The 22113-nt window shown below is 59.0% G+C and carries 18 protein-coding genes and 2 pseudogenes; 2 read left to right on the top strand and 18 right to left on the bottom strand.

Features of this window, described 5'->3' with window-relative positions; all coding sequences use genetic code 11:
- Window positions 1–112 precede the first annotated feature (112 nt).
- A complete protein-coding gene (locus tag ACN5AZ_RS15890; protein WP_419429886.1) occupies window positions 113–658 on the bottom strand; it encodes an exonuclease domain-containing protein in 546 nt (181 codons plus the stop codon).
- Window positions 659–831: 173 nt separating this feature from the next.
- Here ACN5AZ_RS15890 and ACN5AZ_RS15885 point away from each other — a divergent pair.
- Window positions 832–1885, top strand: a pseudogene (locus ACN5AZ_RS15885) (IS30 family transposase).
- Between the two features lie 50 nt (window positions 1886–1935).
- Here ACN5AZ_RS15885 and ACN5AZ_RS15880 read toward each other — a convergent pair.
- From ACN5AZ_RS15880 to ACN5AZ_RS15865, 4 genes are all read right to left on the bottom strand, one after another.
- Window positions 1936–2409 carry a Hint domain-containing protein gene (locus ACN5AZ_RS15880; RefSeq protein WP_419429885.1) on the bottom strand — a complete coding sequence of 158 codons (474 nt, stop codon included), beginning with the start codon at window positions 2407–2409 and terminating at the stop codon, window positions 1936–1938.
- A 35-nt stretch (window positions 2410–2444) separates the two neighbouring features.
- Window positions 2445–2675 (bottom strand): hypothetical protein, encoded by a 231-nt coding sequence (locus tag ACN5AZ_RS15875; RefSeq protein ID WP_419429884.1) that lies wholly within the window; start codon window positions 2673–2675, stop codon window positions 2445–2447.
- Window positions 2676–2720: 45 nt separating this feature from the next.
- Window positions 2721–4556 (bottom strand): Hint domain-containing protein, encoded by a 1836-nt coding sequence (locus ACN5AZ_RS15870; protein ID WP_419429883.1) that lies wholly within the window; start codon window positions 4554–4556, stop codon window positions 2721–2723.
- A 544-nt stretch (window positions 4557–5100) separates the two neighbouring features.
- Window positions 5101–6114, bottom strand: a complete 1014-nt coding sequence (locus tag ACN5AZ_RS15865) for an AraC family transcriptional regulator (protein WP_419429882.1) — start codon at window positions 6112–6114, stop codon at window positions 5101–5103.
- Window positions 6115–6488: 374 nt separating this feature from the next.
- On the opposite strand from ACN5AZ_RS15865, the gene ACN5AZ_RS15860 reads away from it, so the two are divergent.
- Window positions 6489–6845 carry an H-type lectin domain-containing protein gene (locus tag ACN5AZ_RS15860; RefSeq protein ID WP_419429881.1) on the top strand — a complete coding sequence of 119 codons (357 nt, stop codon included), beginning with the start codon at window positions 6489–6491 and terminating at the stop codon, window positions 6843–6845.
- Between the two features lies 1 nt (window position 6846).
- Here ACN5AZ_RS15860 and ACN5AZ_RS15855 read toward each other — a convergent pair whose 3' ends face one another.
- From ACN5AZ_RS15855 to ACN5AZ_RS15795, 13 genes and pseudogenes are all read right to left on the bottom strand, one after another.
- Window positions 6847–9732, bottom strand: coding sequence for an EAL domain-containing protein (locus ACN5AZ_RS15855; protein WP_419429880.1), 2886 nt, complete (start codon window positions 9730–9732; stop codon window positions 6847–6849).
- A 173-nt stretch (window positions 9733–9905) separates the two neighbouring features.
- Window positions 9906–10424, bottom strand: coding sequence for a redoxin domain-containing protein (locus ACN5AZ_RS15850; protein ID WP_419429879.1), 519 nt, complete (start codon window positions 10422–10424; stop codon window positions 9906–9908).
- A gap of 130 nt (window positions 10425–10554) precedes the next feature.
- Window positions 10555–12828 (bottom strand): polysaccharide lyase family 7 protein, encoded by a 2274-nt coding sequence (locus tag ACN5AZ_RS15845; protein ID WP_419429878.1) that lies wholly within the window; start codon window positions 12826–12828, stop codon window positions 10555–10557.
- A 176-nt stretch (window positions 12829–13004) separates the two neighbouring features.
- Window positions 13005–14258 carry an MFS transporter gene (locus tag ACN5AZ_RS15840; protein ID WP_419429877.1) on the bottom strand — a complete coding sequence of 418 codons (1254 nt, stop codon included), beginning with the start codon at window positions 14256–14258 and terminating at the stop codon, window positions 13005–13007.
- Between the two features lie 119 nt (window positions 14259–14377).
- Window positions 14378–15418 carry a heme-dependent oxidative N-demethylase family protein gene (locus ACN5AZ_RS15835; RefSeq protein WP_419429876.1) on the bottom strand — a complete coding sequence of 347 codons (1041 nt, stop codon included), beginning with the start codon at window positions 15416–15418 and terminating at the stop codon, window positions 14378–14380.
- Window positions 15419–15430: 12 nt separating this feature from the next.
- Window positions 15431–16378 carry a PDR/VanB family oxidoreductase gene (locus tag ACN5AZ_RS15830; protein WP_419429875.1) on the bottom strand — a complete coding sequence of 316 codons (948 nt, stop codon included), beginning with the start codon at window positions 16376–16378 and terminating at the stop codon, window positions 15431–15433.
- Window positions 16375–16977, bottom strand: a complete 603-nt coding sequence (locus tag ACN5AZ_RS15825; RefSeq protein WP_419429874.1) for a dimethylamine monooxygenase subunit DmmA family protein — start codon at window positions 16975–16977, stop codon at window positions 16375–16377. Before ACN5AZ_RS15825 ends, ACN5AZ_RS15830 begins: the two co-directional genes overlap by 4 nt.
- A gap of 72 nt (window positions 16978–17049) precedes the next feature.
- Entirely contained in the window at window positions 17050–18183 is a 1134-nt protein-coding gene (locus tag ACN5AZ_RS15820; protein WP_419429873.1) for an aminomethyltransferase family protein, read from the bottom strand.
- Window positions 18184–18296: 113 nt separating this feature from the next.
- Window positions 18297–18470: a hypothetical protein gene (locus ACN5AZ_RS15815; protein ID WP_419429872.1), complete on the bottom strand. Its 174-nt coding sequence runs from the start codon at window positions 18468–18470 to the stop codon at window positions 18297–18299.
- 24 nt (window positions 18471–18494) lie between these two features.
- A complete protein-coding gene (locus tag ACN5AZ_RS15810; protein ID WP_419429871.1) occupies window positions 18495–19874 on the bottom strand; it encodes an ammonium transporter in 1380 nt (459 codons plus the stop codon).
- A gap of 366 nt (window positions 19875–20240) precedes the next feature.
- On the bottom strand, window positions 20241–20918 hold the full coding sequence (locus tag ACN5AZ_RS15805; protein WP_419429870.1) for a FadR/GntR family transcriptional regulator: 678 nt from the start codon (window positions 20916–20918) through the stop codon (window positions 20241–20243).
- Between the two features lie 132 nt (window positions 20919–21050).
- The gene (gene purU, locus ACN5AZ_RS15800; RefSeq protein ID WP_419429869.1) at window positions 21051–21935 is read right to left on the bottom strand and encodes a formyltetrahydrofolate deformylase; all 885 of its coding nucleotides are present in this window, start codon (window positions 21933–21935) and stop codon (window positions 21051–21053) included.
- A 67-nt stretch (window positions 21936–22002) separates the two neighbouring features.
- Window positions 22003–22113 (bottom strand): annotated as a pseudogene (locus ACN5AZ_RS15795) (bifunctional methylenetetrahydrofolate dehydrogenase/methenyltetrahydrofolate cyclohydrolase); the annotation flags it as partial.

Raw genomic sequence — 22113 nt, 5'->3', positions numbered from 1 at the left:
CATTTGTTCAGGAGTAACAGTGCCTTGGCGAACGTAAGTTATCCAGCTTGATAGGCTGGACTGACCCTTGGTTAATGCGCAGCGACGCATTTTTGAGCATTCTTTGGGGCCGTCACGCGGGCTGGGGCACGCCGGTGTGCGCCTCGGCAGCCAAGACAACCTGTGCTGCGGCGCGGGCATCTTCGCCAGCGTCGTGGTGGCGGAACGACAGGTTCAAATGCCGCTTCAACGAGGCCAGACCATGACCGCCATTGCCCTTAAGCTCCGGCCAGGCCTTGCGCGCGACCTGAACGCTGTCGCGCCACGTCCAGTCCGGGGCATCGCGTTGATAGGTCCGGCACGCGGCGACAATGGCGGCTTTGTCAAAGCCGGAGTGCTGGTAAATCACCGCGCCCATCAAGGGCGCATCCCACAGGTCCAACACATCGGCAATCAAGGGCGCGCCCAGAACATGATCGCCGGTGATGCCGTGGATGTGGGTACAGGACCAGTCATCCGTCTGCGGATCGACGTAGCTCGTCCATGTCTCAATCGTGTTGTCGTGACGCACGCCCGCGATGCCAAGCTGGCAGATTGACCCGCGTTGTGTGTTCGCGGTCTCCACGTCCAACGCAAAAAACCGGAAGTCGCCGTCAAGGATGGGCGGGATTGTGTGCATGGCTGGGCTCCTGAGCGGCGGTGCTCCCGTGTTTAAACGGAATGAAGCCCAAGGCCAACGTGGCTATTTCTTTACATAATGTTGATTATCACGCAGGCAACATGTAGCCGGGTGGATTCACAAACGAAGTGCAAATTCTGTATCGAAACAGAATGTTGTACGGAGGATCGCCAATGGGACGCTGCTTCCCTCACCTGAGTTTCCAGGAACGCATCAAGATTGCCAAGTGGCGAGAAGCCAGGATGCCCATCCCTGAGATTGTGGATCGGCTGGGTCGAGCGCCCTCAACGATTTACCGCGAACTGAACAGGAATTTCTTTACTGACAAGGAACTGCCCGAGCTGAATGGCTACTATGCGATGAACGCCCAAGGCATGTACGAAAAGCGCCGCGCCATCCATCGCAAGATGATCGTTCACCCTGAATTGAAGGAAGCTATCGAAGACCGACTAAAGGCTGGCTGGTCGCCGGAACAGATAGCCGGACGCATGCGGCTCGAACGCCATCCGATCCGCGTGAGCCACGCGCAGCCCGGCAGGGTATCGCGGCACGCGATATCCCGAGAGGAGGACGATCTATCGGTTTGCTTATTCCAAGGATGGCCGCGACGAACAGTTCTACCGGCATCTGCCCGAACATCGTCGTCGTCGCAGGCCACGAGGGTATCGACGCCATCAGCGTGGCCACATCTTTGATACGCAGAGCTTGTCACATAGGCCTGAAGCCGTCGCAGAGCGCGCTGTTTTCGGCCACTGGGAGTGCGATCTGATGATGTTCCGCAAGGAGCATGGCAAGGCGAATGTCACATCCCTTGTCGAACGCGTCAGCCGGTTAACTGTGGTGATGCGCAACGAAGATCGTCAGTCCAAACCGATCATGGAGGCGCTGATCCAGGGCTTGACTCCCCTACCCGCCGATGCACGCCAGTCGATCACCTTTGACCGCGGCACCGAGTTCTCGGCCTGGAAACATCTGAAGGCCGGGCTCGGAGCGGACGCGTGGTTCTGTGACCCGCAAGCGCCGTATCAGAAGGGCACCGTCGAAAACACCAACAGCAGGCTGCGGAAATATCTACCCCGATCAACCGACCCAACGGCGCTGACAAATCGATATTTGAGGTCGATCTGTCAGCGCCTCAATTCCACCCCTCGCAAATGTCTTGGTTACCGAACGCCTGCGGAAGTCTTCGAGGCTAAGCTGATGGAAATCCAGAACCGATTGGAATAGAAAGACATATCAGGAATTGCGCTTCACCGTGAGTTCACCGACCCATCACGTCACCGGGAAAACTGCCGTCTGCGTTCCGGTATGATCGCATCGCCACCGATGATTTCCAGCCCATTGCAATAGAGTATCTTTGGTCCGCCGCAGTATATGTGCACCAGACGCACATCACAGATCTCTTCGTGTGTGGCCAGCCCAGCGTCGACCAGATCGACGGCACGACATTGCAAACTGTTAGCAAGATGGCCGGATTTGGTCAGCGGTCCGGGCACATGAACAAGCTGGTCTTCGGCCAGAAGCGTATCGCTATGTGGCACACCATTGCCGAAAGCGCCGCGCTCAACACGCACCAGCCGCCTTCGGCCCTGCGAGGTTGAAATGCGTTGCACCCTGGCAAAGCCTGCATCGCGGCTGATAATCTCGTCGCCCGCATACAAATGGCTGGCCGGCAAACTGCCCGCCCTTGTGTACAACTCGACGGAGTCGACGATGCCGACATCTGCACAGACATTGCTGAATTGGGTCATCGCGACATCCCCTTGCCGAACTCAAAACCGCTATATCAGAAGAAGACCCACTTCAGGATCACACCCCAAAAGCACATGCCCGCCATAAAGACTGGCACCAGCCAAAGACCACTGCTTGGGCGAATGTCATCTTTGAAATCTTCAGAAGACCGAGTTGCCTCGAACTCCATCTTATAGTCCCAGTCGAAAGATTTCGGCGCGGGTTTGTTTTTCCGTACGCCCCAACCGCTGGCGGGAATATCTGCGAAATGGTCTTGTGCGGACATATCGGCTCCCTTGCTTGGGTTTGATCGAATTACAGCGCGTGTAGTTTACAGTGCTTCGGAATATAACGGCTTGTTATTCTTCTTATGACGAAACAAAAGTTGATTGATCATCTTTCCTGTTTCGGGAATAGGGCGCCCCGGTTGCCGGATGCAATGTTCGGACGCGATATCGGGAAACAGCTCCAAAATTTCTTCGCGGGCTTCTGCGGAAACAGATTTCATGGCTTCCGGTCCGGTAAATAGGCTTTCTGTTGCCGCGCCATTTGAAAAGACGACTTCGTGACGGTCAAACAGGATATGGAAATACTCCACGTCTGTCGCCTCGTAATCGATGTCAATTCCTTCGATGCCCTGCAGCTTCACCGCCGGTACCAGGACTTCGGGATTTCCGAACATGCGATCTGCGATCTTGGAGCGCAGCAGAACCCGATGCTGGCGCGACACCCAAAGATCCTGCAGCGGCAAGCCATCCCCAAGCGCTCCTGCGCGAATGCGAATAGGCGCAAGCTTGGGTTTCGCCGCCAGATCCTCGGGACTGAGCTTGGTGCTGCCGATCCAGCGGATCGGTTGCATGCCGTGATCGACCGTCGCGACCAGATCACCCACTTCCAGAGTTTCGACGGCCTTCTGTCCGGTGTTGGTCGTGATCTGGGTGCCGCGCCCGAAACAGATAATGTTCTCGATCCCGCTGAACTGCAGAACAGCGCCGGTTTCAAAGGTGACCGTTCCGCGAAAGGCCCCACTGTCGTCGGGGTCTTCGACGGCATTGATGGTGCGCGGCCCAGAGCCGGTCAGGTCCAGAACGTCATAATCCAGCGTGTCGTCCGGCCCGGTGCCGCCACTGATGCTGTCACCCGCCGCTTGCGCCGCATCGGTGATGAAGAACGTGTCATCCCCAGCCCCGCCGGACATCGTGTCGGCCCCTGCCCCGCCGGTGATCAGGTCGTTGCCGTCACCGCCGGTGATCAGGTCATTGCCGTCGCCGCCGTCCAACGTATCGTTACCGCCTTCACCGTTCAGCGTATCATTGCCGCCGAGGCCAAGCAGTTCGTTGTCGAGTATATTACCGCTGATATTGTTGTTGCTGGAGTTGCCGCGCACATGTTCGAAATTGGTGACGATCGACCCGAAACCAATGCCGGTGGCTGTCCCGTCATCGTTCAGATCCACTCCGAGAGCAAAGCCATCAACGGACGAGGCATCGAAGGACAGCGTATCCTGACCGTCGCCGCCGTCCAGAATGTCGGGATCCTCAGTGGGCGCAATAGTATAGTAGCCGATTTCGGCAAGGTCATTGCCGCCCTGCAGATAGACATCATCAGAGGCCGACAGACTGTCACCTGCGCGCCAGATGTCATCGCCCTCACCAGCGTAAACCGTGTCGTTTCCTGTGCCGCCACCACTTAGAAACTCGTCGTTTCCGTCGCCGCCGTACATCAGATCATTGCCGGCGCTGCCGTTGATCACATCGTCGCCACCGCCACCGGAAATAGTATCGTTACCATCCCCACCGATCAGCGTGTCGTTTCCGGCATCACCGTTCAGACGATCACTGCCCGTCCCGCCGAGAATGTAGTCGTTGCCGGTGCCGCCAAAGATCGTGTCATTGCCGCCCCCCCCAGAGATGACGTCGTTCCCGCCGTAGCCGTATATGGAGTCAGCACCACTTGTGATCTGGTCACCTTGTGCGTCGGTGTAGCCCACGTTCATCACATCGTCAGCTTCGGTGCCGTCGACCTTGCCGTCGCGAGCAAAAGCCACAGCCGCATCGCCAGTGATACTGATGTTCATGAGCAAGCCGCTGAGCGGCGGCAAGCCTTGGGGGGCGTAGATGTAGGTCTCGCCCTCCACCTCAAACGCGGCGATTTGACGGGGGAACAAACCCAGGCCCAAAAGCGACAGCGCTGTTGCCTGCCCTGAGCCGATATAAGTGATCGGATAGGTTTCGCCGGTAGAAGAAAATGTGAAAGTAGTTTCGCCCGTATCCGAAGAGGATAGCGCCCCGTCATTATCCGAAAATGTTCCGCTGTATTGCTGTCCGGAGTTCAATACTGAAACTTGAAGGATCGCGCCCAGGTCTGCATCCAAAAGGGACGCATCTACTTTGTAAACGTTTGTTACTGAATAGTCGGGCATTGGATTCTCCACATATCATCGGGCGCAATTTCTGTGGTCCGCGGCAGACGGGATTCTCGGGAATCGTGTGCTTGCCTTAAAAACCTATCCGAATGGTGAGGGTAAATATCCGATTAAGCAACTTGTAAAAATGGAAACAGTTGTTTGCGTTTGTTTTCTCCCTTTTCCGATAGGGAACGCCAATTTGCGATACCAATCATTGGTATCCTTTAGAAAGGAATATCGGAATCCGGCAATAGGTATCGCTCGCCGTCGTGGGCGATGCGCGAAATAGTTAATTAAAGGTTAATTATGATTTAATCGTATCCGAGGGCAATTCGTCGAATCGGTTTTTATATCGCTTCGCAAATTCGCCCATATGGATATACCCATAGCTTCTGGCGATTTCGCTGATCGTGCGATCACCGCCGCAGGACAATAGCTCGCGGCGAATAGCCGTCAGGCGTTGCTCCGTCATGAATTGGTTGACCGTATACCCGCGGAAGGATTTAAACGTCTGCGTCAGGTTGCGCACGCTGCATTCGGCGGCTTTGGCGACCTCGACCAGGGACGGGGCGTCGGCCACATGTTCGATCATGTAGGCCTCTGCCTGACGTACGATACGCGGCGCGATCGAGCTCGCCCCCGCGCCGAGATCCCGGCCAGCGTGATTGAACATCTCGATCAGGATGTGAGAGCAGACCGTATGCTTCAAAAGCCGCCCTAGCCGGTCAAGCGTCCATTGGTCGGGTGCCTCGCCGATCTGGTGCAGGACGTACTTCAACAATGTCAGCCAGCCGGTTTCCTGACCGTTGATTTTCATCATGGCGGGCATTTTGTAATCGTCCAGGGGGCGGCCGAACCATTCCTGACAGACATCATTCATCAGATCCGGCGCGATGGACACATTCAAGCGCACGCAATCATGGCTCAGATCTGCGGTTTGCGATGTGGTGGATCCGCGCAGGATAATCGCCTCGCCCGGACGGGCAACCGCACTCAGGCGGCCGGAATCGCAGGTGTGCTGTGCGCTGCCGACCAGCGTCGTCGAGACCACGGTATGACGCAGGCCGCCTTCCTCGTTAAAGGCGTTGATTGCGGTGCCGTACGAGGCGCGCGAAATGACCATGCGACCGAGGTGGATCGCATTTGCCTGCGCGCGCATCTCGGCGGCTTTGCCGGTGTAGACAACACGCGACGGGGCGAACAGCTTGTTGGCCCAGTCAGATAACTCGTCCCAGCAGTCTGTCTTGAACTCGTGAACATTGGTTAACGCTGAACCAGAGGCAGATTGCACGAATGCCGTTTGGAGGATGTTCCCCATCTGTGATCGTACCTTTCGATGTTCTTCCGCGTTCCTCTATCTAGCGCACAACCTTTGCGAAACTCAACTCCCGTTCCGAGGTATTCTGAGATACAGGCCAGAAAAAGATACCCACAGCCAAAATACGCCTTTCCGCGACGCGCAACTCGCGTCACTTAAATGGCGAACCGTTTAATCATGATCATAATGTCTTTTTATACAGGCACTTGTACTAAAGTCGTAGTTGAACATGCCTGACGCACACGTATGTGTGCGTCACGCGTCGGAAAGATATATCCAAGATATTGATCTACTAAATTTTCAACTTTTGGTTGTGTATACTTTCGGTTTGGATGTGGTAAAGTGCAACGGCAGGGTTGCAGAACGTGGCGTACATGACCGGTAGCAAGAGCAATAATTTCGATCAGACCTTCCTCCAGCTGGATGGCCTTTTGGTTATCAGCGGCGCTGGAGAGTTGTTTAATCACGTCGACCAGGGCTTGCCCATGTGGACCGGTGAAGGTGATCGCAGTCTGCATATCCCGGTCCTGTTCCAGCGCGCATTTTCACAGGCGCCCAATGTGACCGTCGGCCTGTCCGGGATCGACGCTGCCCATGATCAAAACCTGCGCTTCGCCATGAACGCGACAGAGATCACGACGGATGGCTTCGTCATCGAGATAAAGACATGGGGCGACACGCACATCGCCCGCGCCAGCGCCGCATGGCAGGCAATTGGCTTGGCCGAATAGGTTAGGACACCGCCCTGTTCGCGCCATGCTGCATGTGAGTGATCACACGGTCGGCGTTCATCGGTACGGCCAGGCCATATCCCTGTAGGGTATCGCAGCCCAGCCTTTGCATCAGCGAGGCATGGGCTTCGGTCTCGACACCTTCGGCGGTGATGCCAATGTTAAGGCTGCGTGCGATTGCCACGATAGACCGGACGACCTCGCGCGCGGTGGCGCTTTGCACCGCAGGGATCACCAGATTCTTGTCGATCTTGATACGGTTCGGCTTCAACCGGATCAGACCAAGGATTGACGTGTGTCCCGTACCGAAATCGTCGATCTCCAGACTGATGCCTTGCGCCCTTGCCCGTTCGATGTTTGCCACGCTGGTCTCGTCGATCTCGTTTAAATCCAACACTTCGAGCAATTCAAAACTGATGATATCCCCAAGATGAGGGTACCGTTTTATCAGGGCCGAGACGTCCATTTCCGCAAGACGTTGCGCCGAGATATTGACGCTGACCTTCGGCACATAGAAACCCGCATCCTGCCACATCTGGCGCGCAGCGACAGCTGCGTCGACCGCAAGCGCATCTAACGCGCCCATGGCGCCGATCTCGACCGCCAATGGCAGAAAACTCATGGGGGGCATTAAGCCGCGCGTGGGGTGATCCCACCGGATCAACGCCTCGGCGCCAACCACATTGCGGGTCACCGCATCATATTGAAGTTGAAAAAAGAACTGGAACTGCTGTTGCTTCAGTCCGATAAGAATATCATCGGCAAGCTGGTTTTTTTCGGACTGTAGCTGTGCCATCCGCTCCGAGACAAAGGAAACCTGCCCCCGCCCGTTGCGCTTGCTTTCGTACATCGCGGTGTCCGCCCGCGCGAGCAGCGCATCGCGGTCCAGACCGGACAGAGCCGCGCAATCCACCCCGATGCTGGCCCCGACCTCAAAGATTTGATGTTTGATCTCAAACGGGCGGGCCAGATCGCCGATGATGTCGGCGCACAGCCTTTCCAGATCCTCACGGTCAGGGGTATTATGGGCGATGATGACGAACTCGTCTCCACCAAGGCGGGCCGCAAAATCCTCGGCGCGCTTCACGACGTTCAAGCGATTGGCCACATGGCGCAAAACCGCATCCCCGACGGCATGCCCGAACCGGTCATTGATTGATTTGAACCGATCCAGATCGATATGCAGGGCGGCGACGTAGGCCGAAGGATCGGCATTTATTTCAGCCACTTGTTGAAGGTGACGGTTCAGGTACCAGCGGTTCGGAAGGCCGGTCAGCGCGTCGTGAAGCGCGTTATGTTCCATCTCTTGGCGCGCGGCCTCTGCGGTGATGCGCGCGTTATGCGCCTCAAGCTCCGAGCGGCGCTGTCGCAGGATCCATACGATCTCGGACAGCATTGTTTTTACGATGATTGTCCGGTTGGTTTGCGCCTCATCCCAAGGGGCGGATTTGTCTTTCGTGCGCGCTTGCCACAGCTCGAAGGAATTGCGCGGACGCAGCCGCCCCGTGGCACTCGCCCGTTTTGCCGGATCGCCCGCCCATGTCTCCATCCGGTCCTGCGGGGGACGCAGCGCCAGCAGACTGCCGGGTTCATCCCCGTTGTAGGCGTAGCTGACACCGGCGCAAAGCGCGTGGATCGGGTCGCCGAGATCGGGGAAATACGCGGTCAGATGGTTTGTCTGGAACGTGGTCTCCGAGGTTGCCTCGGCCCGCAGGGCCAGCGTATCCATCAAAGCGTCAAAGCTGGTATTTTTCGCGGTTCCAAATCGCAGCTGCGTGGTATCGCGCTGCCAAATCGCCCCGTCTGCTTGCAAAAGATCCAGCATCTCGCTTTCAAAAGGGGCGAAAGCGGTCGAGAGATCGCAGGTCGGATCGATATCGCGGACCCGCTGGCGCATGGCGCGTGCGAGCGTCTCCGCATCGTCGGAGAATTTGCGGCTGCGGCGCTCTGTCAGGGTGCTCAGGCAGTTGGACAGCAGATCACACAGCACGCGGCACAAATCCAGATCGGAGGCCGCCAAACGGCGCGGCCCGCTGTGGTGGTGGCAGGCCAAAAGCCCCCACAGCTTACCCCCGACGATCACGGCAATGGTCAAAGACGCGCGCACGCCCATGTTGCGCAGGTATTCCAGATGGATGGGGGACACCGCGCGCTCTGACAAGGTGCCGATGTCCAGATCGGAGGCGGGGCTTCCATCACAGCAGATCAACGGGATTGGGGTCGCGTCCACGTCTGGCAACGGGCGCACCCGATTGCGTAGAAACAGCGCCCGCGCGGGCTTGGGGATGTCCGACGACGGGAAGGTCAGACCCAGAAAATGGGTGTCTACATGTGGGGCTGCGTGTTCGGCAATGACGTGACCGTTCCAGTCCGTGTCGAATTGATAGACCATCACGCGGTCGAACCCGAGTATGCCATACACGGTCTGCGCCACATCGGCGCAAAGCAATCCGATATCCGGCTCTTCGGTTTCCAGCGCACGTTCGACCACGCGGCTGAACCGCAGAACCGATGCGAAGCCTGCGTTTACCGTCGATACCGCCTGCTCGGTGTCGATCACCAAGGCAACGCTGTCACCGAGGCTGCGCACCCACGCCATACACTCTGTACCCGCGCCCAGTTTAACGGGAATGGCGTCCACATCCATCTGGCCCAGACGGTCAAAGGCCTCCGGCCAGTGCGTCAAAAGCTTGGTGACCTGTAGGTCGCATAACGCTTGCTTTGAAAAACCGGTCAGCTCGGGCAAGTTCGCGCTAAAGGCTGTGATCGCCTTGGTTTTGGGGCAAAACAGGGCGGCGGCATAGGGCGGTTGGATCGCACCCAAGCTGTGGATTGGCTCGCGTTCACAAGCCTCTAGATCCAGCGCGCCCTCTTTCGTGTAGCCCATACCCTTGCTTTCATACACTTTGTCGGCGCGCGCTAAGCGCCGTATCTTCTAGCGTCAGGCGCGGAAAACAAACAAGGTTGAGGCCCGGTGCGCGTGGACCACAACCTTGCGTATAATGATTAACAAATCGCTAATGCCTGACGGCAAGAGTGTTAAAAAACACAGGGGGAGCGTCAGGCGGTGCCGCGAACAGGACGGTCGTTTGTGATGTTGAAAATCATGCCATCCAGAAGCTCTGCCAGATCGGGACGGGCCGCAGGGCCGTTCGAGATGTCGACCAGCATCAACGTCCCATCGGGCCGCAGCGCGAATGCGCCGGGCTCCGCAAAAGGCGCATCGGTTTCGGCCTCTGACAACGGGTTCGAGACATAGAGACCCAAGTCGCGCATCTGATCCACCGTCAGCCCATAGCCCAGATCAAAGGTCCAGCCGTGTTCGGCCTGATCGGCAAGCGCGCGGTCTTCGGGATCGGCGGAGGTGACCACCACATCCATATGCGCCTGCCACTCCGGCAACATCGCCTCTAGCTTGTTCAGAAAGCGTTTGCAGCGCGGGCAATGTTTGCCGCGATAGACAAACAGCATGGTCCAACGGCCGGTGTCGCCACCCACGGTCGTGGTCTTGCCTTTGCCTGCAAGCGGGATGTCCAAAGGGGTGATGGGCGCGCCGACGCGCGGGGCTGTGTGAGACATGGAGTTTCCTTTCGTGTCGGCGGCAGTAAGTCAGATCACGTAACGGCAGCCAAGTCGTTTCAGGTCACGGTTGTGTGTAATGGCAGGCAGGGCGGAGATATCCCCGCCCTGCCCTGTCTCGCGTCAAAGCTTATTCCAGAATTTCGACAGAGACCTTGGTAAAGTCGACGCCGTTGTCCGCCTCGTCGGGTGTCTTAGAACTGCCAAAGGTTTTGCTGTTCACGTGGAAGCCCAGCATGCCAAAGGTCGTCTGCGATGCGCCTTCGTCGAGATGGCTGAATTCGGACAAGACAGTGCCGTCTTGGCTCAGACTGCCGGAAATCCGCAGCCCCTCGGCCAGCCGCTCCACCGACAGGCTTCCGCTGTAGGCAGTCTCGGGGGCCAGCTGATAGGAGGCGCCGCCCTCGCCAAGGCTCTGGTACCCTTTGGTCGTCCCCAACAGGCGCCCTTGGGTGTCATCCTTGTGCTTGCGGATGCCAATATTCGCCGCGTCCGGATTGGCCAGACCAACATCAAGATCCATCATGTAGCCCGGCAGGCCATCGTAGACCGGGTTGGGCTGTTTCGACGAAGCGGACAGGTCGCCCTCAAGCTCGGCACGGCCAAGCGTGTCGAACAAGCCGATCCGAAAGGCAGAGTCTCGGTCGGTGCCCAGCGTCGCAGGGGTGGTGAAATCAAAGCTCGCCTTCAGGGTTTGACCAACCGACAGCTCTTGGGGGGTGAATGTGCCGCGAATGCCGCGCCCCGACCCGCCGGACACCAAGCCCAACTTGCCGGGTGCGATTTCGATGGCCGAGCTGGTCGAGGTCGTCCACCAATTTGCATCCATCTCGCCCGAGGCATCGCGCCCGCCGTCCGCGAAATCATCGGCAAAGACGACGCCGGCTTTTGCAGGCTCGGCCTCTGCCACGACAGGAGCCGGAGCGGCCTTCATATCCAATGCCGGACCGTCTGTCGGGGCGGGATCGTGGCTGACGTCCAGCTTGTAAAAGATCACGCGGTCAAAGTCTGTTTCCGGTGTTGGGCTGGTGTTGTTGCCGGTGTAGGCGCCTGCCTTGAAGAACATGAATTCGTCTTCGACCGAAAATCCGCTGTCGCGCATGTCAAAAGGTTCGGCCACAACCTCGGTACCATCGTCGCGGATGATCTTGAGGTGCAGCATCGGGATGATCTGGTCGCCCTCGGGCTCGCCGGTCACCTCGATCTCGTAGCTGAACACCTCGTCCAGCGCGATCCCATCGTCAGGGTTGGCAATGCGGTTGCCGCGATCACCGATGACGTTCACCCAGGTTTCCTTACCGACTTCGGGGTCGTGGGCAAAGTAGATCGAGCCGTATTTGTTCTGCGGCAGCTTGCGGTAATACAGCCGGATCGGTTCATCATTCTTGGCGTGGATCTGGCCGATCACAACGCGGCCCACCTGATTGTCCGATCCCGTGCGGGTGACCTGATTGACGGCCAAAGTGGCGGTCATTTTGCCATCAACACCGGCAGAGGCGGCCTGCGCGGACAACGGCGCAGAGGAGAAGACCCAGTTGTTTTTATTGGGGTAACCGCCCTCGACACGGGTCTGGATCGAATAGTCGCCCCGACGCAGCATGCCGCGCAATTCGGTGCGGGTGTAGCTGGTGTTCTTGGAGGTTTTGGCCCCCGCCGGTGTGACGCGGAACACCATGCCGCCTGTGGCGGGGTCGGTGTAGAAATACCGCGGATCGGTCCAGCCCGCCGCAAGCTCGTTTTCATAGACGCTGTCGGAGATGCCGTTGCCATCGTCGTCCGCAGGCGTGGTCACATACCATCCCAGCAGGTCAAAATTCTCGCCCGGAGATTTCTCCGGATCAAGACCGAACATGCCGGTGCCCAGCTTCTCGGTGATCACGGGCTGGTCGGGTTTTTCCACGGCCACGCCGCAGCCTGTGACGGCGGCCTCTGTGATGCTGTTCCAGTCGTTGCTGGTGTTGCCATTGCCGTTGATCCGCAGATAGCGCGCCTGAACCGGTGCCATATCGTAGGCTTCAAGATCCAGCGTTTCGCCGCTGGATTGCTGCTCAGCGATGATCTGGCTGTAGCTTTCGCCATCGACAGAGGCGTCTACGGTAAAGCGCGTTGCGCGTTCGTTGCCCTTGTACCACGCAATCGACAGGCCCTTGACCGTCTGTTCGGCCCCCAGATCCAGCACGACGCTTTTCGGTGCGCCAAGGCTTTCGTTCGACCAGCGCGAGGTCGGATCGGTCGAGCCATCGATAATGTTGTGCGGCCCGTAGACGTCATCATACATGCCGTCGTCGGTTGCCGAAATGACCGTCAGCGCATCTGACGCGTCACAGGCGGTGTTCGCGGCAGCCTGCGATGCAAGCATCGCACTGACGCACAGGCCAACAAAGCCCGTTGCTCGGTGTGTCACGGTGATCTCCTCCCAAAGATACTGCTTATACTTGTATATCAACTTGGATACATCGCGGGAGGGTGTTTTTTGTGAATCTTACAAATCACTGTTTATGAATGGAAATTTGTAAATTTTGACGGGTTTTGTATTGGGATATTGATTCCGTGACTTTAGGTCAGTTGCATACCCATTTATCAGCTTGCAGGGCCTTCTTCCCCCTGTTCTGCCGCCCATGCACCGGCGGCTTCGACCACCATAGGCGATGCCGTGGGCAGGACACCGATGTAGCTGTCGGTCTCCTCGACCGGCGTGGCCTCGGTGCGGGTCATCCGGTACAGCGCGTATGTGGTGACCATCCCGAAGGTGGTCGCGAGGTAGGCCCAAAAGGCGAAGGGGCCGAAATGCTCCATCGCCCATCCCGTCAGCAGCGGCCCCAGAATGGCACCGATGCCAAAGGTCAGAACCAAACCCCCGGCAGCGGCGGGCATCTCTGTCGGGTCGAGACTGTCATTGGCGTAGGCCAGCAAAAGCGCATAAAGCGGCGTGGTCACACCCCCGCTGAGGAAGGCGGCGCCCATCAAAAACCACTGGTTTTCGCCCGCAGCCCAGCCGCCCAGACAGAAACACACCGCCAGGGCCGAGGTCACCGCAATCAGAATGCGACGGTCCATCCGGTCCGACAGCCAGCCCACGGGATATTGCAGCACCAGCGCGCCCGCGAACAGCATCGCGATGAACAGCACAATCTGGTCCGTGCTCAGGCCGATCTGCGTGCCAAACACCGCCCCCATACCGGACTGCGTGGCATAGACGTTGCCCAGCAGGAAAATACCGACCGTGCCCAAGGGGGCGGATCGTGCCAGCCTCTGCAACGGCATGGACCGCGTGACCTCGGCTGCGGGAACGGGTGTGACGGTCAACAGGATCGGGCCAAAGGACACCGACACAAGGATCGAGGCGCCGATAAACAGCGCCGCCGTCGCCGCGTCACCCAAGGTCAGCAAGCCCTGCGCGCCAATGATGCCCAAGGTCTGCGCGACCATATAGGCGGACAGGATCTTGCCACGGTTTTCATTGGTGGCCGCATCGTTGAGCCAGCTTTCGGCGGTCACATAAATGCCCGACATGCAAAAGCCGACCATGATCCGCAACAGGGTCCAGGCCCATGGCTCCGCAAGCAGCGTAAAGGCGATAAGGCCGGCGGACATGAAGCTGCCCAAGGCCGCAAAGACCCGAACGTGCCCCACCTTGCGGATCAGGGCAGGCGTCTGGGTGGCACCGGCCAGAAAGCCCACGAAATAGCCCGACGTGACGATGGCCAGCTCGGTCGCGGAAAACCCTTCGATCCCGCCGCGCAGCGCGATCAGGGTAAAGTGCATGCCATTGCCAAGCATGATAAATACCACGCCAACCAGCAGCGCCCAAACACTTGATAGCACGTTGATCATCTGCCCCTCACCGGATGTCGCCCGGGGTCAGGCTACACGCAGCGGCAGTGCGCGGCGCATGCTGCACCGCCGCATCAAGGGTCGATTGCGACGGATTGGCACGCATCGCACCGCCTGTATCAATCGGGGAAAATCCCCGCCGACGTCGGCGCACCATCATCGAATTGTTCGAGATAGGACAGGATCATCTGCTGGTTCACGGCAAAGCCTTTGTAGTCCGCCAGATCGGGGTCGATGTCGCGCAACACGCGATGCAGACGCCGCCCCCATTTCGGCTGGCTCGCCAGATCCCTCAGGTTGCACAGATAGCACCGGATCGGAAAGGCAATCGCGTTAGAGCGAGGCAGCCGATAGAAATTCTGCAGCTCGACGCGCAGAAACTGCTTTTCGCCAACGTTCTCCGGCGTGATGGTCCGCTTTTCCGGCCCCCATTTGTGATAGTTCTCGGGCGAGGTGTCCAAGCGCGGGTTGACCGTCATTGTCCAGTTCAGCCGTCGGTAGGCCTGCGCCTGCGTGACGGACAGAAGAAACTTCAGCGCTTTATCGAAAACACCCATGGATCGCGCCTTTGGCACCGGCGCGTGCCATTCAAAGAAGTTCATGCCGACATTAAAATCCAGCGACCAATCCGCCTGCGAGGTGATCATTCCGGCATCAAGCCACAGGTTGCCCTCCCGTTCGTGCAGAAGTGCAAAATCCCCCTGCGCCTGTCGGGTGATGTACTCCAACGGGCCGCAAGGCAGCGTGCTGCTGTCAAGGAACGTGAACCTTTGTTCGATGCCGAGCGGCTTGTTGATCCAATGCCACTGGTCGCCATCGCGCGTCAGGCTGAACCACTGCGGGTAATCACGCGCCTTGGACACCATGATCAGCTCCAGCAGATCCCACCCGGCCAATTCCATGTGCGGCAGCGACTGGCAGCGCATCGGATCATCGGCAAGCGTGATCGCGCGGTCCTGCATCTCGGCGACATAATGTTCGTCTACGTCAAACGCGTGCTCGAACGGGCTGCCCTTCGGGCCACCGGGGTGCGGCTCGATATTGACCGAATACATGTAGCTGTCTTGGTCAAACGGAAAGGGAAAACGGCGGATCGCCTCCGGCGAATTGTGATAGGTGTAATCGCCGCGAAATGTTTCGTCGTTAAAATGCTTGGTCATCTGATGTCTCCTTCAGAGATCCAGTTCCAGCCGCGCGCCATTGAAACGCGACATGCAGGGCATGATGGTTTTCTGCTCGGCGCGTTCGGTCTCGGACAGCCAGTGGTCATTGTGCTGGATGCGCCCGTCACAGGCGGTCACGCGAGTCTCGCAGCGCCCGCAAGCGCCCCCTCGACACGAATAGTCTATGGGCACATGGGCCTCTTCCAAGGCTTCGAGCAGGCTTTGATCGGCCTTCACATGCACCGCTTTCCCGCTGCTGCGCAGGGTCACGTCAAAGGGCGCGCCGGGCGGGGGCGCGGCAAAGGCTTCGGAGTGGATTGCAGTGGCGGGCCAGCCCAGCCGTGCGGTCTGATCGGCCACAGCCGCAATCAACCCTTCAGGGCCGCAGGTGTAGACATGGGTGCCAAGGGGCTGGTTGGACAGGATCGCGCCCAGATCCATCCGTGAGCCTTCCTCGGAGATGTGAATATGGATCTGTGATGTCTCCGGCAACAGTTTCAGGCCTGCGGCCTCTGCACGGCTGCGCGCGGCGTAGTGTAGTTCGAAGGGCTGTTGCACAGCGTCAAGCTGCCGAAGCTGCGACACGAACGGGGTGATGCCGATGCCCCCGGCGATCAGCACATGTTTGCGCGCCCGCAGATCGAGCGAGAACAGATTGGCGGGGGCAGAGACCTTGACCGCGCTGCCTTCGGTCACAGCGCTGTGCATGTGGCGCGACCCGCCCCGACCGGTATCCTCGCGGCGCACGGCAATCTCATACCCGGAGACGTCGTTGGGGTCCGAGATCAGCGAATAGCTGTTGCGCCGGATGATCCCGTCCATCGGCATTTCAACCGTGATATGGGCACCGCCGGAGAACGCGGGCAATGGCGCGCCGTCCGGGTCTTCAAAACGGAACCGTTTGACGAGGGGGGACAGGGTTTCGATCTCTGTCACGGTCAGGTTCAAATGGGTCATGGCTGGATCTCCTGCGGGGCAGGGACGATGCCGGGGGTCTCGGCGTCGACGCAAACCGCCTGAAACGCGCCCAGACGCCGCGAGAAATGGTCACGCACAAACAGGGTCAGCCCGCAGTGCGAACAGCGAAACGGGTCCGTGATCACGTCATCGGTGAAGCCTTTGCAGTGTACACATTGCATACGCCGCGCGATGGGGCCGCGATGTTCCATCTCGATCGCATCAAGCGGCAGACCAGCGGACAGAGCTGTGGCAGAGGCGCGGCCCAACAGCCCCTCACTGCCCGCCAGATACATCCGTGTGCCCATATGCGCCGTGGCCAAAAGCTGTGTCATAACGGGGATGGCAGTGTCCAGATCAGCGGCCAAGGCCAGCCCGGCCGGGGCGTGTTTGCGCAAGGCGGATTGGCTGGTGTCCCCTGCCCCCACCAGAATGACCTGCGCGCGCGCGGGCATGCTCCGGTCAGCGGCGAACAGGTCCGTCAGGGCCGCAGCCCCCGCCTCATCCGCGACCATGATGGCCGGGCCGCTGCCGCCGGGGGTCAGCCCCGCATAGATGGGTCGCGAGTCTATCGAAGGGGAGAATTTGGTGTTGGACATAGCGTTTCCCGTGGTCTTCCTTGGGTTCCGGCAAGACACGCCCTGCCGGAACGATCTTCGCCTAAAGCGGTATCAGCCTTTTGCGGTACGGCGCTTTTTGTCGACGTCGTAGAACGGCATCGAATGGGCAATGGCGGGGACCTGTGTGCCGTCGATGTCCACACTCAGGGCGGTGCCTTCGACCGCGCATTCGACCGGCATGCGGGCAATCCCGACGTTGTGGCCGTTCAGTTCGGAATAGACCCCGACCGTGACGATCCCGACCTGCGTCCCGTCCTTGAACAATGGGGCGCCTTCGGGCGCGGGCGAGGTGCCCTCCAGCTTGACGCCGTAGATCTTGAACCGTTCCTTGCCTTGCAGGCGATAGTGCTCTTCGGCCCCGCGAAAGCCGGTTTTCCCGGGTGAGACGGTGAAATCCAGACCAAGCTCCCAAAGCGTGTCGCCCGGACCTTCGTTGTCAAAGGGATACATCTCTGAGTTGTCGTATGGGAAGAACAGCAGATAGCTTTCGGCGCGCAGCCAATCGAGCGTGGTAAACCGTGTCGGCACGATCCCCATGTCCGCCCCTTCGGCCACGATGGTGTCCCAGATCTCGCCCGCATCCTGACGGCGGCAGAAGATCTCGTAGCCGCGTTCGCCGGTGTAGCCTGTGCGCGAGATCATGACAGGCTTGCCAAACAGAACCGTCTGGATGTGGCTGAAATAGACCACATCCCGAATGCCGGGGACGTGCTTTTCCAGATAATCCACCGCCAGCGGGCCCTGAAAGGAAATGTCGTGCAGGTCGTCGTCGAACAGCAGCGCCACATTGCGCCCCGCCGCATACATGGTCAGCTGCTCGTGTCCCGCGCCAGAGCCATGCACCACCATAAAGCTGTGCGGCCCCATCCGGTAGATCACGCAATCGTCCACGAACTTGCCCTGATCGTTGAGCATGGTGGCATAGGTGGACCGACCGGGTTTGAGCTTTTCGATGCTGCGGGTTGTGGCCTTGTCGATCACATATTGCGCATGCGGCCCGACGACATGGACCTTCTTCAGGCCCGAGACATCCATGACACCTGCCTTGGTGCGGATGGCCTCATATTCTGTTTTCTGATCCTTGTCGTAGCTCCAGGCCGTGCCCATGCCGCTCCAGTCCTCAAGCTCGGAGCCCAAGGCGCGGTGTCGGTCTGCGAGGGCGGAGAACCTCCACGATGTGACCATGTCTTATCCTTCCTGTCGTGCGCAATTGTATGCGGCCTGTCCCGTGGTTGGTTTGTGATATGCGGGGGCCGCGTGCTCCGGGCCGCGTCTTGGCGGCGCCGGAGCTTTGGTGCTTATTTGCCCTTGGTCGCCTTGTAGGCGTGTTCCTCGTGCCGCCAGCCAAAGGTGACAGCCGCAGCCACCAATCCCAGACATACGATCAGCCAGAACCCTTCGATCGACCCGTAGCCCGTGTAAAAGGCGCCGGTGATGCCGTCCCAAGTGGTTACGTCAAATGGTGCTTCCATGATGTTTCCTTTCGTATCCGAGGGTTATTCAGCAGGGCTGACAGAGGCGCGCATCCCTTCGGGATAGGCGCTGGCCGGCACCTTGACCGCGTCGAGACCGAGGATCTCTGCCTCTTCCGGCACCCGCAGCTGGCCTGTCACCTTCAGCAAGAAAGAGACCGCATAGCCGGGGACAAAGCCCAGCAGGCCCATCACGATGGCGCCGACAAGCTGTCCGGTGAAGGAAGTGGTGATCACGTCCTCGCCGAACATCGCCGGATAGCCCTGAGCGGCAATGCCCACGACCAGAACGCCCCACATGCCCAGGAAACCGTGCACGGCAAACGCGCCTACTGCGTCGTCAACACCGCGCTTTTCCACAAAGCTTGCGACAAACGGCATGGCCGAGGCCCCGATAAAGCCGATCACAAAGGCCATGGGCGGGTACCACAGGTCCAGACCCGCCGCGCAGGAGATGATGCCGCCAAGCGCGCCGGACATCATCCAGAACGGATCACGTGTGACCATCCACGCGCCGATGATGCCACCGGCAAAGCCCATAAGCGTATTGAACGTCATGCCCGAAATCGTCATCGGCGTGCCGTAGATGGTGCCTTCGATGGTGGCGCTCCAGGACCAGGCCTCGCCGGGAACGATGACGCAGCCCATCAAGAAGCCCCAGAACCCTGCGATAATCAGCATCAGGCCGATCAGCGTCATTGGCATGGAATGCCCCGCGATGTGGTTCGCGCTGCCATCGGCATTGAACTTGCCGATACGCGGCCCGAGGTTGATCAACACGCCAAGGGTGAAGAAGCCCGCGATCATATGAACGACCCCTGCCGCCCCGAAGTCGTGGTAGCCGAATTTCGTCACCAGCCAGCCGTCAGAATGCCAGCCCCAGGCCCCGGCCAAAATCCAGACAAAGGCGCCCAGAACGATTGCCAGAACGACAAAGCCTGTCAGCTTGATGCGTTCGATGACGCCGCCGGACATGATCGACGCTGTGGTCGCGGCAAACAGCACAAAGGCCCCCCAGAACACGCCCGATGCGCGGTCGTCGAGGTTCGGTCCCATGTATTCGCTCCATGGCAGGGCGATGGAGTTGGCATAAGCCAGACCGGAAATGCCCATGGCGCCTTCGGACAGGGTCAGACCCGTGGGGAAGGCCCAATAGATCCACCAGCCGATGCAGTAGAAAAATGGCACGATCATCGCAAAGGCGAGGATGTTCTTGATCCCCGACGCCAAGGCGTTCTTTGATCGCGAGGCACCCATCTCGTAGGCCAGAAAGCCGACGTGGATAAGCACCATCAGCGGGATGGTGAGGTAGTAAAAGGTTTCAGCGAATGTCCCGTTCGTGGCCGAGACGCTCGCCTGTAGCTCCGCAACGGCGGTGGCTAGGGACGTTAGATCCTGTTCCAAGTCGTTCTCCCTGTTCTGAGCATGACTTCACCCAAGCGCGCCGTTGCCGTTGTTGTTCTGGTTCATACCAATTTTGGCAACTGGATCACTTGATGGCCAAACCTCAGCCGACAGGTCGATCTTCGGTCAAACTTTTTTCTTGTGAGGAATATATTTTTACGTCGATTTAAGGAAATTGCGGCCCAGTGACGTGGCGCTTGTTCATAAATTAATCGCTGCGGGCGTTGAATGAAGCGCGCAAGGCGCTAAACGCGCGGCCTTCAGACCGACCTCGCATGAGCAGATTCGCTGGCCAACAAGCGCTCCGGGGTTGGTGGTCTGCGAAAGAGATCTGGCGCAAAGGTGGTGCAAACCGGATTGATCCAATCAATCCTCTTGCAGCAAAATCCGTTGATCTTCGATCAGGGCCAGCTTCATGAACTCACTGGCTTCTTCAATGTCGCGGGCGGCGATGGCGTTGAACAGGCCGTTGTAGCCGCGTTGATAGGCGGCCATGCGGGCGGGTGTCAGGTGCCGCCGGTACATGGCAGACCGGAATTCCTGTCGCCGCGCGTCAAGGACCAGATTGTAGCAGGCGACCAGCAGCGGATTGCCCGTGCCTTCGGCAATCAGACGATGGAATTCTTCCTCCAGCCGCATAAAGCCGGTCACATCCCCCTGCACGCCTTCCATCTTGGACAGCACGACCGACAGCGCTTCGATCTGGCGCGGTGACATGTTGACGATGGCGATGCGGATCATCTCGGGTTCCAGAATGCCGCGCACACTTTGCAGTTGCAGGGGGCCGACATCGGCAGCCACCGGAGAGGTGGACCCCGTCGCGCCTTCTGGATCATAGGTCACGAACGACCCCGACCCCGCGCGGCGCCGGATCATGCCGCGCGCCTCCAGCTGGTCGAGCGCCTCGCGCACCGTGTTGCGCGCCACGCCAAGATCCTGCGCCAGCTGCCGCTCGGACGGAAGCCGCTCTTCGCTGGCATATTCCTGTGTAACAATCCGCGTAGACAGGGTGTCGAACACGTAACGGATTGTAGATCCGGGCAAATTTGCGCCGGACTGTGGCGTGGGGCGACTGGGCAAGGCACTGTCCTGACTGGTTTGGACCAATTAGACCAATCCGCCTTGCCCCGTCCAGTACCTATGCCGCATTTTTGTGCGAACTCAGTCTCGCGCGGGTTATCCCATGCGTTCAGAGCTGTAGGAGCCGGGAGAGGCCTGCACCACCACCGTCTTGTTCCCATTCAGGAAAACCCGATGATTTGCGTGCGCATGTATGGCGCGGGCCAAAACCTGACTTTCCACATCACGCCCGAGAGAGACAAAATCATCAGGGCTTTGCGCATGGGTGATGCGCACAACGTCCTGTTCGATGATCGGCCCCTCATCCAGATCGCTGGTCACGTAATGCGAGGTCGCCCCGATCAGCTTCACGCCACGGGCAAAGGCCTGTTTATACGGGTTCGCGCCCTTGAACGACGGCAAAAACGAATGGTGGATATTGATGATGCGGCCCGACATCTTGCGACACATCTCATCCGACAGGATCTGCATGTAACGGGCCAGCACGATCAGCTCCGCCCCGGCATCCTCGACCACTTTCATAATGGCCGCCTCGGCCTCGGGTTTGTTTTCCGGCGTCACGCGAATGCAGTGGAACGGAATGTCGTTGTTTACCACAACCTTCTGGTAATCCATGTGGTTAGAGATCACCGCCACGATTTCCACCGGCAGCGCCCCGATCTTTACACGGTACAGCAGATCGTTCAGGCAATGCCCGAAGCGCGACACCATGATGACCACCTTCATCTTTTCGGCCTCGTCATGAAAGGCGCTGGTCATGTCAAAGCTCTTGGCGATCGGTGCGAAATCGGCCCTGAGCTTCGCCAGATCGGCCCCGTCCTGGGATTCAAAACTGATCCGCATAAAGAAATTGCCCGTGCCCACGTCGTCGAATTGCGAGCTGTCGGTGATGTTGCAGCCATGTTCGGCGAGAAAGCCGGAAATCGCGGCAACGATGCCGCGCGCAGTGCTGCAGGTAACGGTCAGGCAGAATTTCTTCATTGCATATACTCCATGTGGCGGCCGTCCCTGTGTCCGGCCGTTTATTGTTTTTCTGATGTTTTGGGGCTTACGCCGTCAGCCCGTCCGGTTCGGTCAACCCGTTGGCGCGGCAGCAGGCGGTGACGGTGTTGGCCAGCAGACAGGCGATGGTCATAGGGCCGACGCCGCCGGGGACCGG

It is taken from the genome of Sagittula sp. SSi028, assembly GCF_048553715.1.
Taxonomy (GTDB): Bacteria; Pseudomonadota; Alphaproteobacteria; order Rhodobacterales; family Rhodobacteraceae; genus Sagittula.
Note: the sequence above shows the minus strand (reverse complement) of the source record. Positions and strands in the feature narration are given on the sequence as shown.

Coding starts and splice junctions, on each gene's coding strand:
- purU (WP_419429869.1), bottom strand. CDS start 21,935: ATGAAGAAATTCTGCCTGACCGTTACCTGCAGCACTGCGCGCGGCATC.
- ACN5AZ_RS15855 (WP_419429880.1), bottom strand. CDS start 9,732: ATGGGCTACACGAAAGAGGGCGCGCTGGATCTAGAGGCTTGTGAACGC.
- ACN5AZ_RS15830 (WP_419429875.1), bottom strand. CDS start 16,378: ATGACCCATTTGAACCTGACCGTGACAGAGATCGAAACCCTGTCCCCC.
- ACN5AZ_RS15880 (WP_419429885.1), bottom strand. CDS start 2,409: ATGACCCAATTCAGCAATGTCTGTGCAGATGTCGGCATCGTCGACTCC.
- ACN5AZ_RS15865 (WP_419429882.1), bottom strand. CDS start 6,114: ATGGGGAACATCCTCCAAACGGCATTCGTGCAATCTGCCTCTGGTTCA.
- ACN5AZ_RS15860 (WP_419429881.1), top strand. CDS start 6,489: ATGACCGGTAGCAAGAGCAATAATTTCGATCAGACCTTCCTCCAGCTG.
- ACN5AZ_RS15820 (WP_419429873.1), bottom strand. CDS start 18,183: ATGGTCACATCGTGGAGGTTCTCCGCCCTCGCAGACCGACACCGCGCC.
- ACN5AZ_RS15890 (WP_419429886.1), bottom strand. CDS start 658: ATGCACACAATCCCGCCCATCCTTGACGGCGACTTCCGGTTTTTTGCG.
- ACN5AZ_RS15850 (WP_419429879.1), bottom strand. CDS start 10,424: ATGTCTCACACAGCCCCGCGCGTCGGCGCGCCCATCACCCCTTTGGAC.
- ACN5AZ_RS15875 (WP_419429884.1), bottom strand. CDS start 2,675: ATGTCCGCACAAGACCATTTCGCAGATATTCCCGCCAGCGGTTGGGGC.
- ACN5AZ_RS15840 (WP_419429877.1), bottom strand. CDS start 14,258: ATGATCAACGTGCTATCAAGTGTTTGGGCGCTGCTGGTTGGCGTGGTA.
- ACN5AZ_RS15825 (WP_419429874.1), bottom strand. CDS start 16,977: ATGTCCAACACCAAATTCTCCCCTTCGATAGACTCGCGACCCATCTAT.
- ACN5AZ_RS15815 (WP_419429872.1), bottom strand. CDS start 18,470: ATGGAAGCACCATTTGACGTAACCACTTGGGACGGCATCACCGGCGCC.
- ACN5AZ_RS15835 (WP_419429876.1), bottom strand. CDS start 15,418: ATGACCAAGCATTTTAACGACGAAACATTTCGCGGCGATTACACCTAT.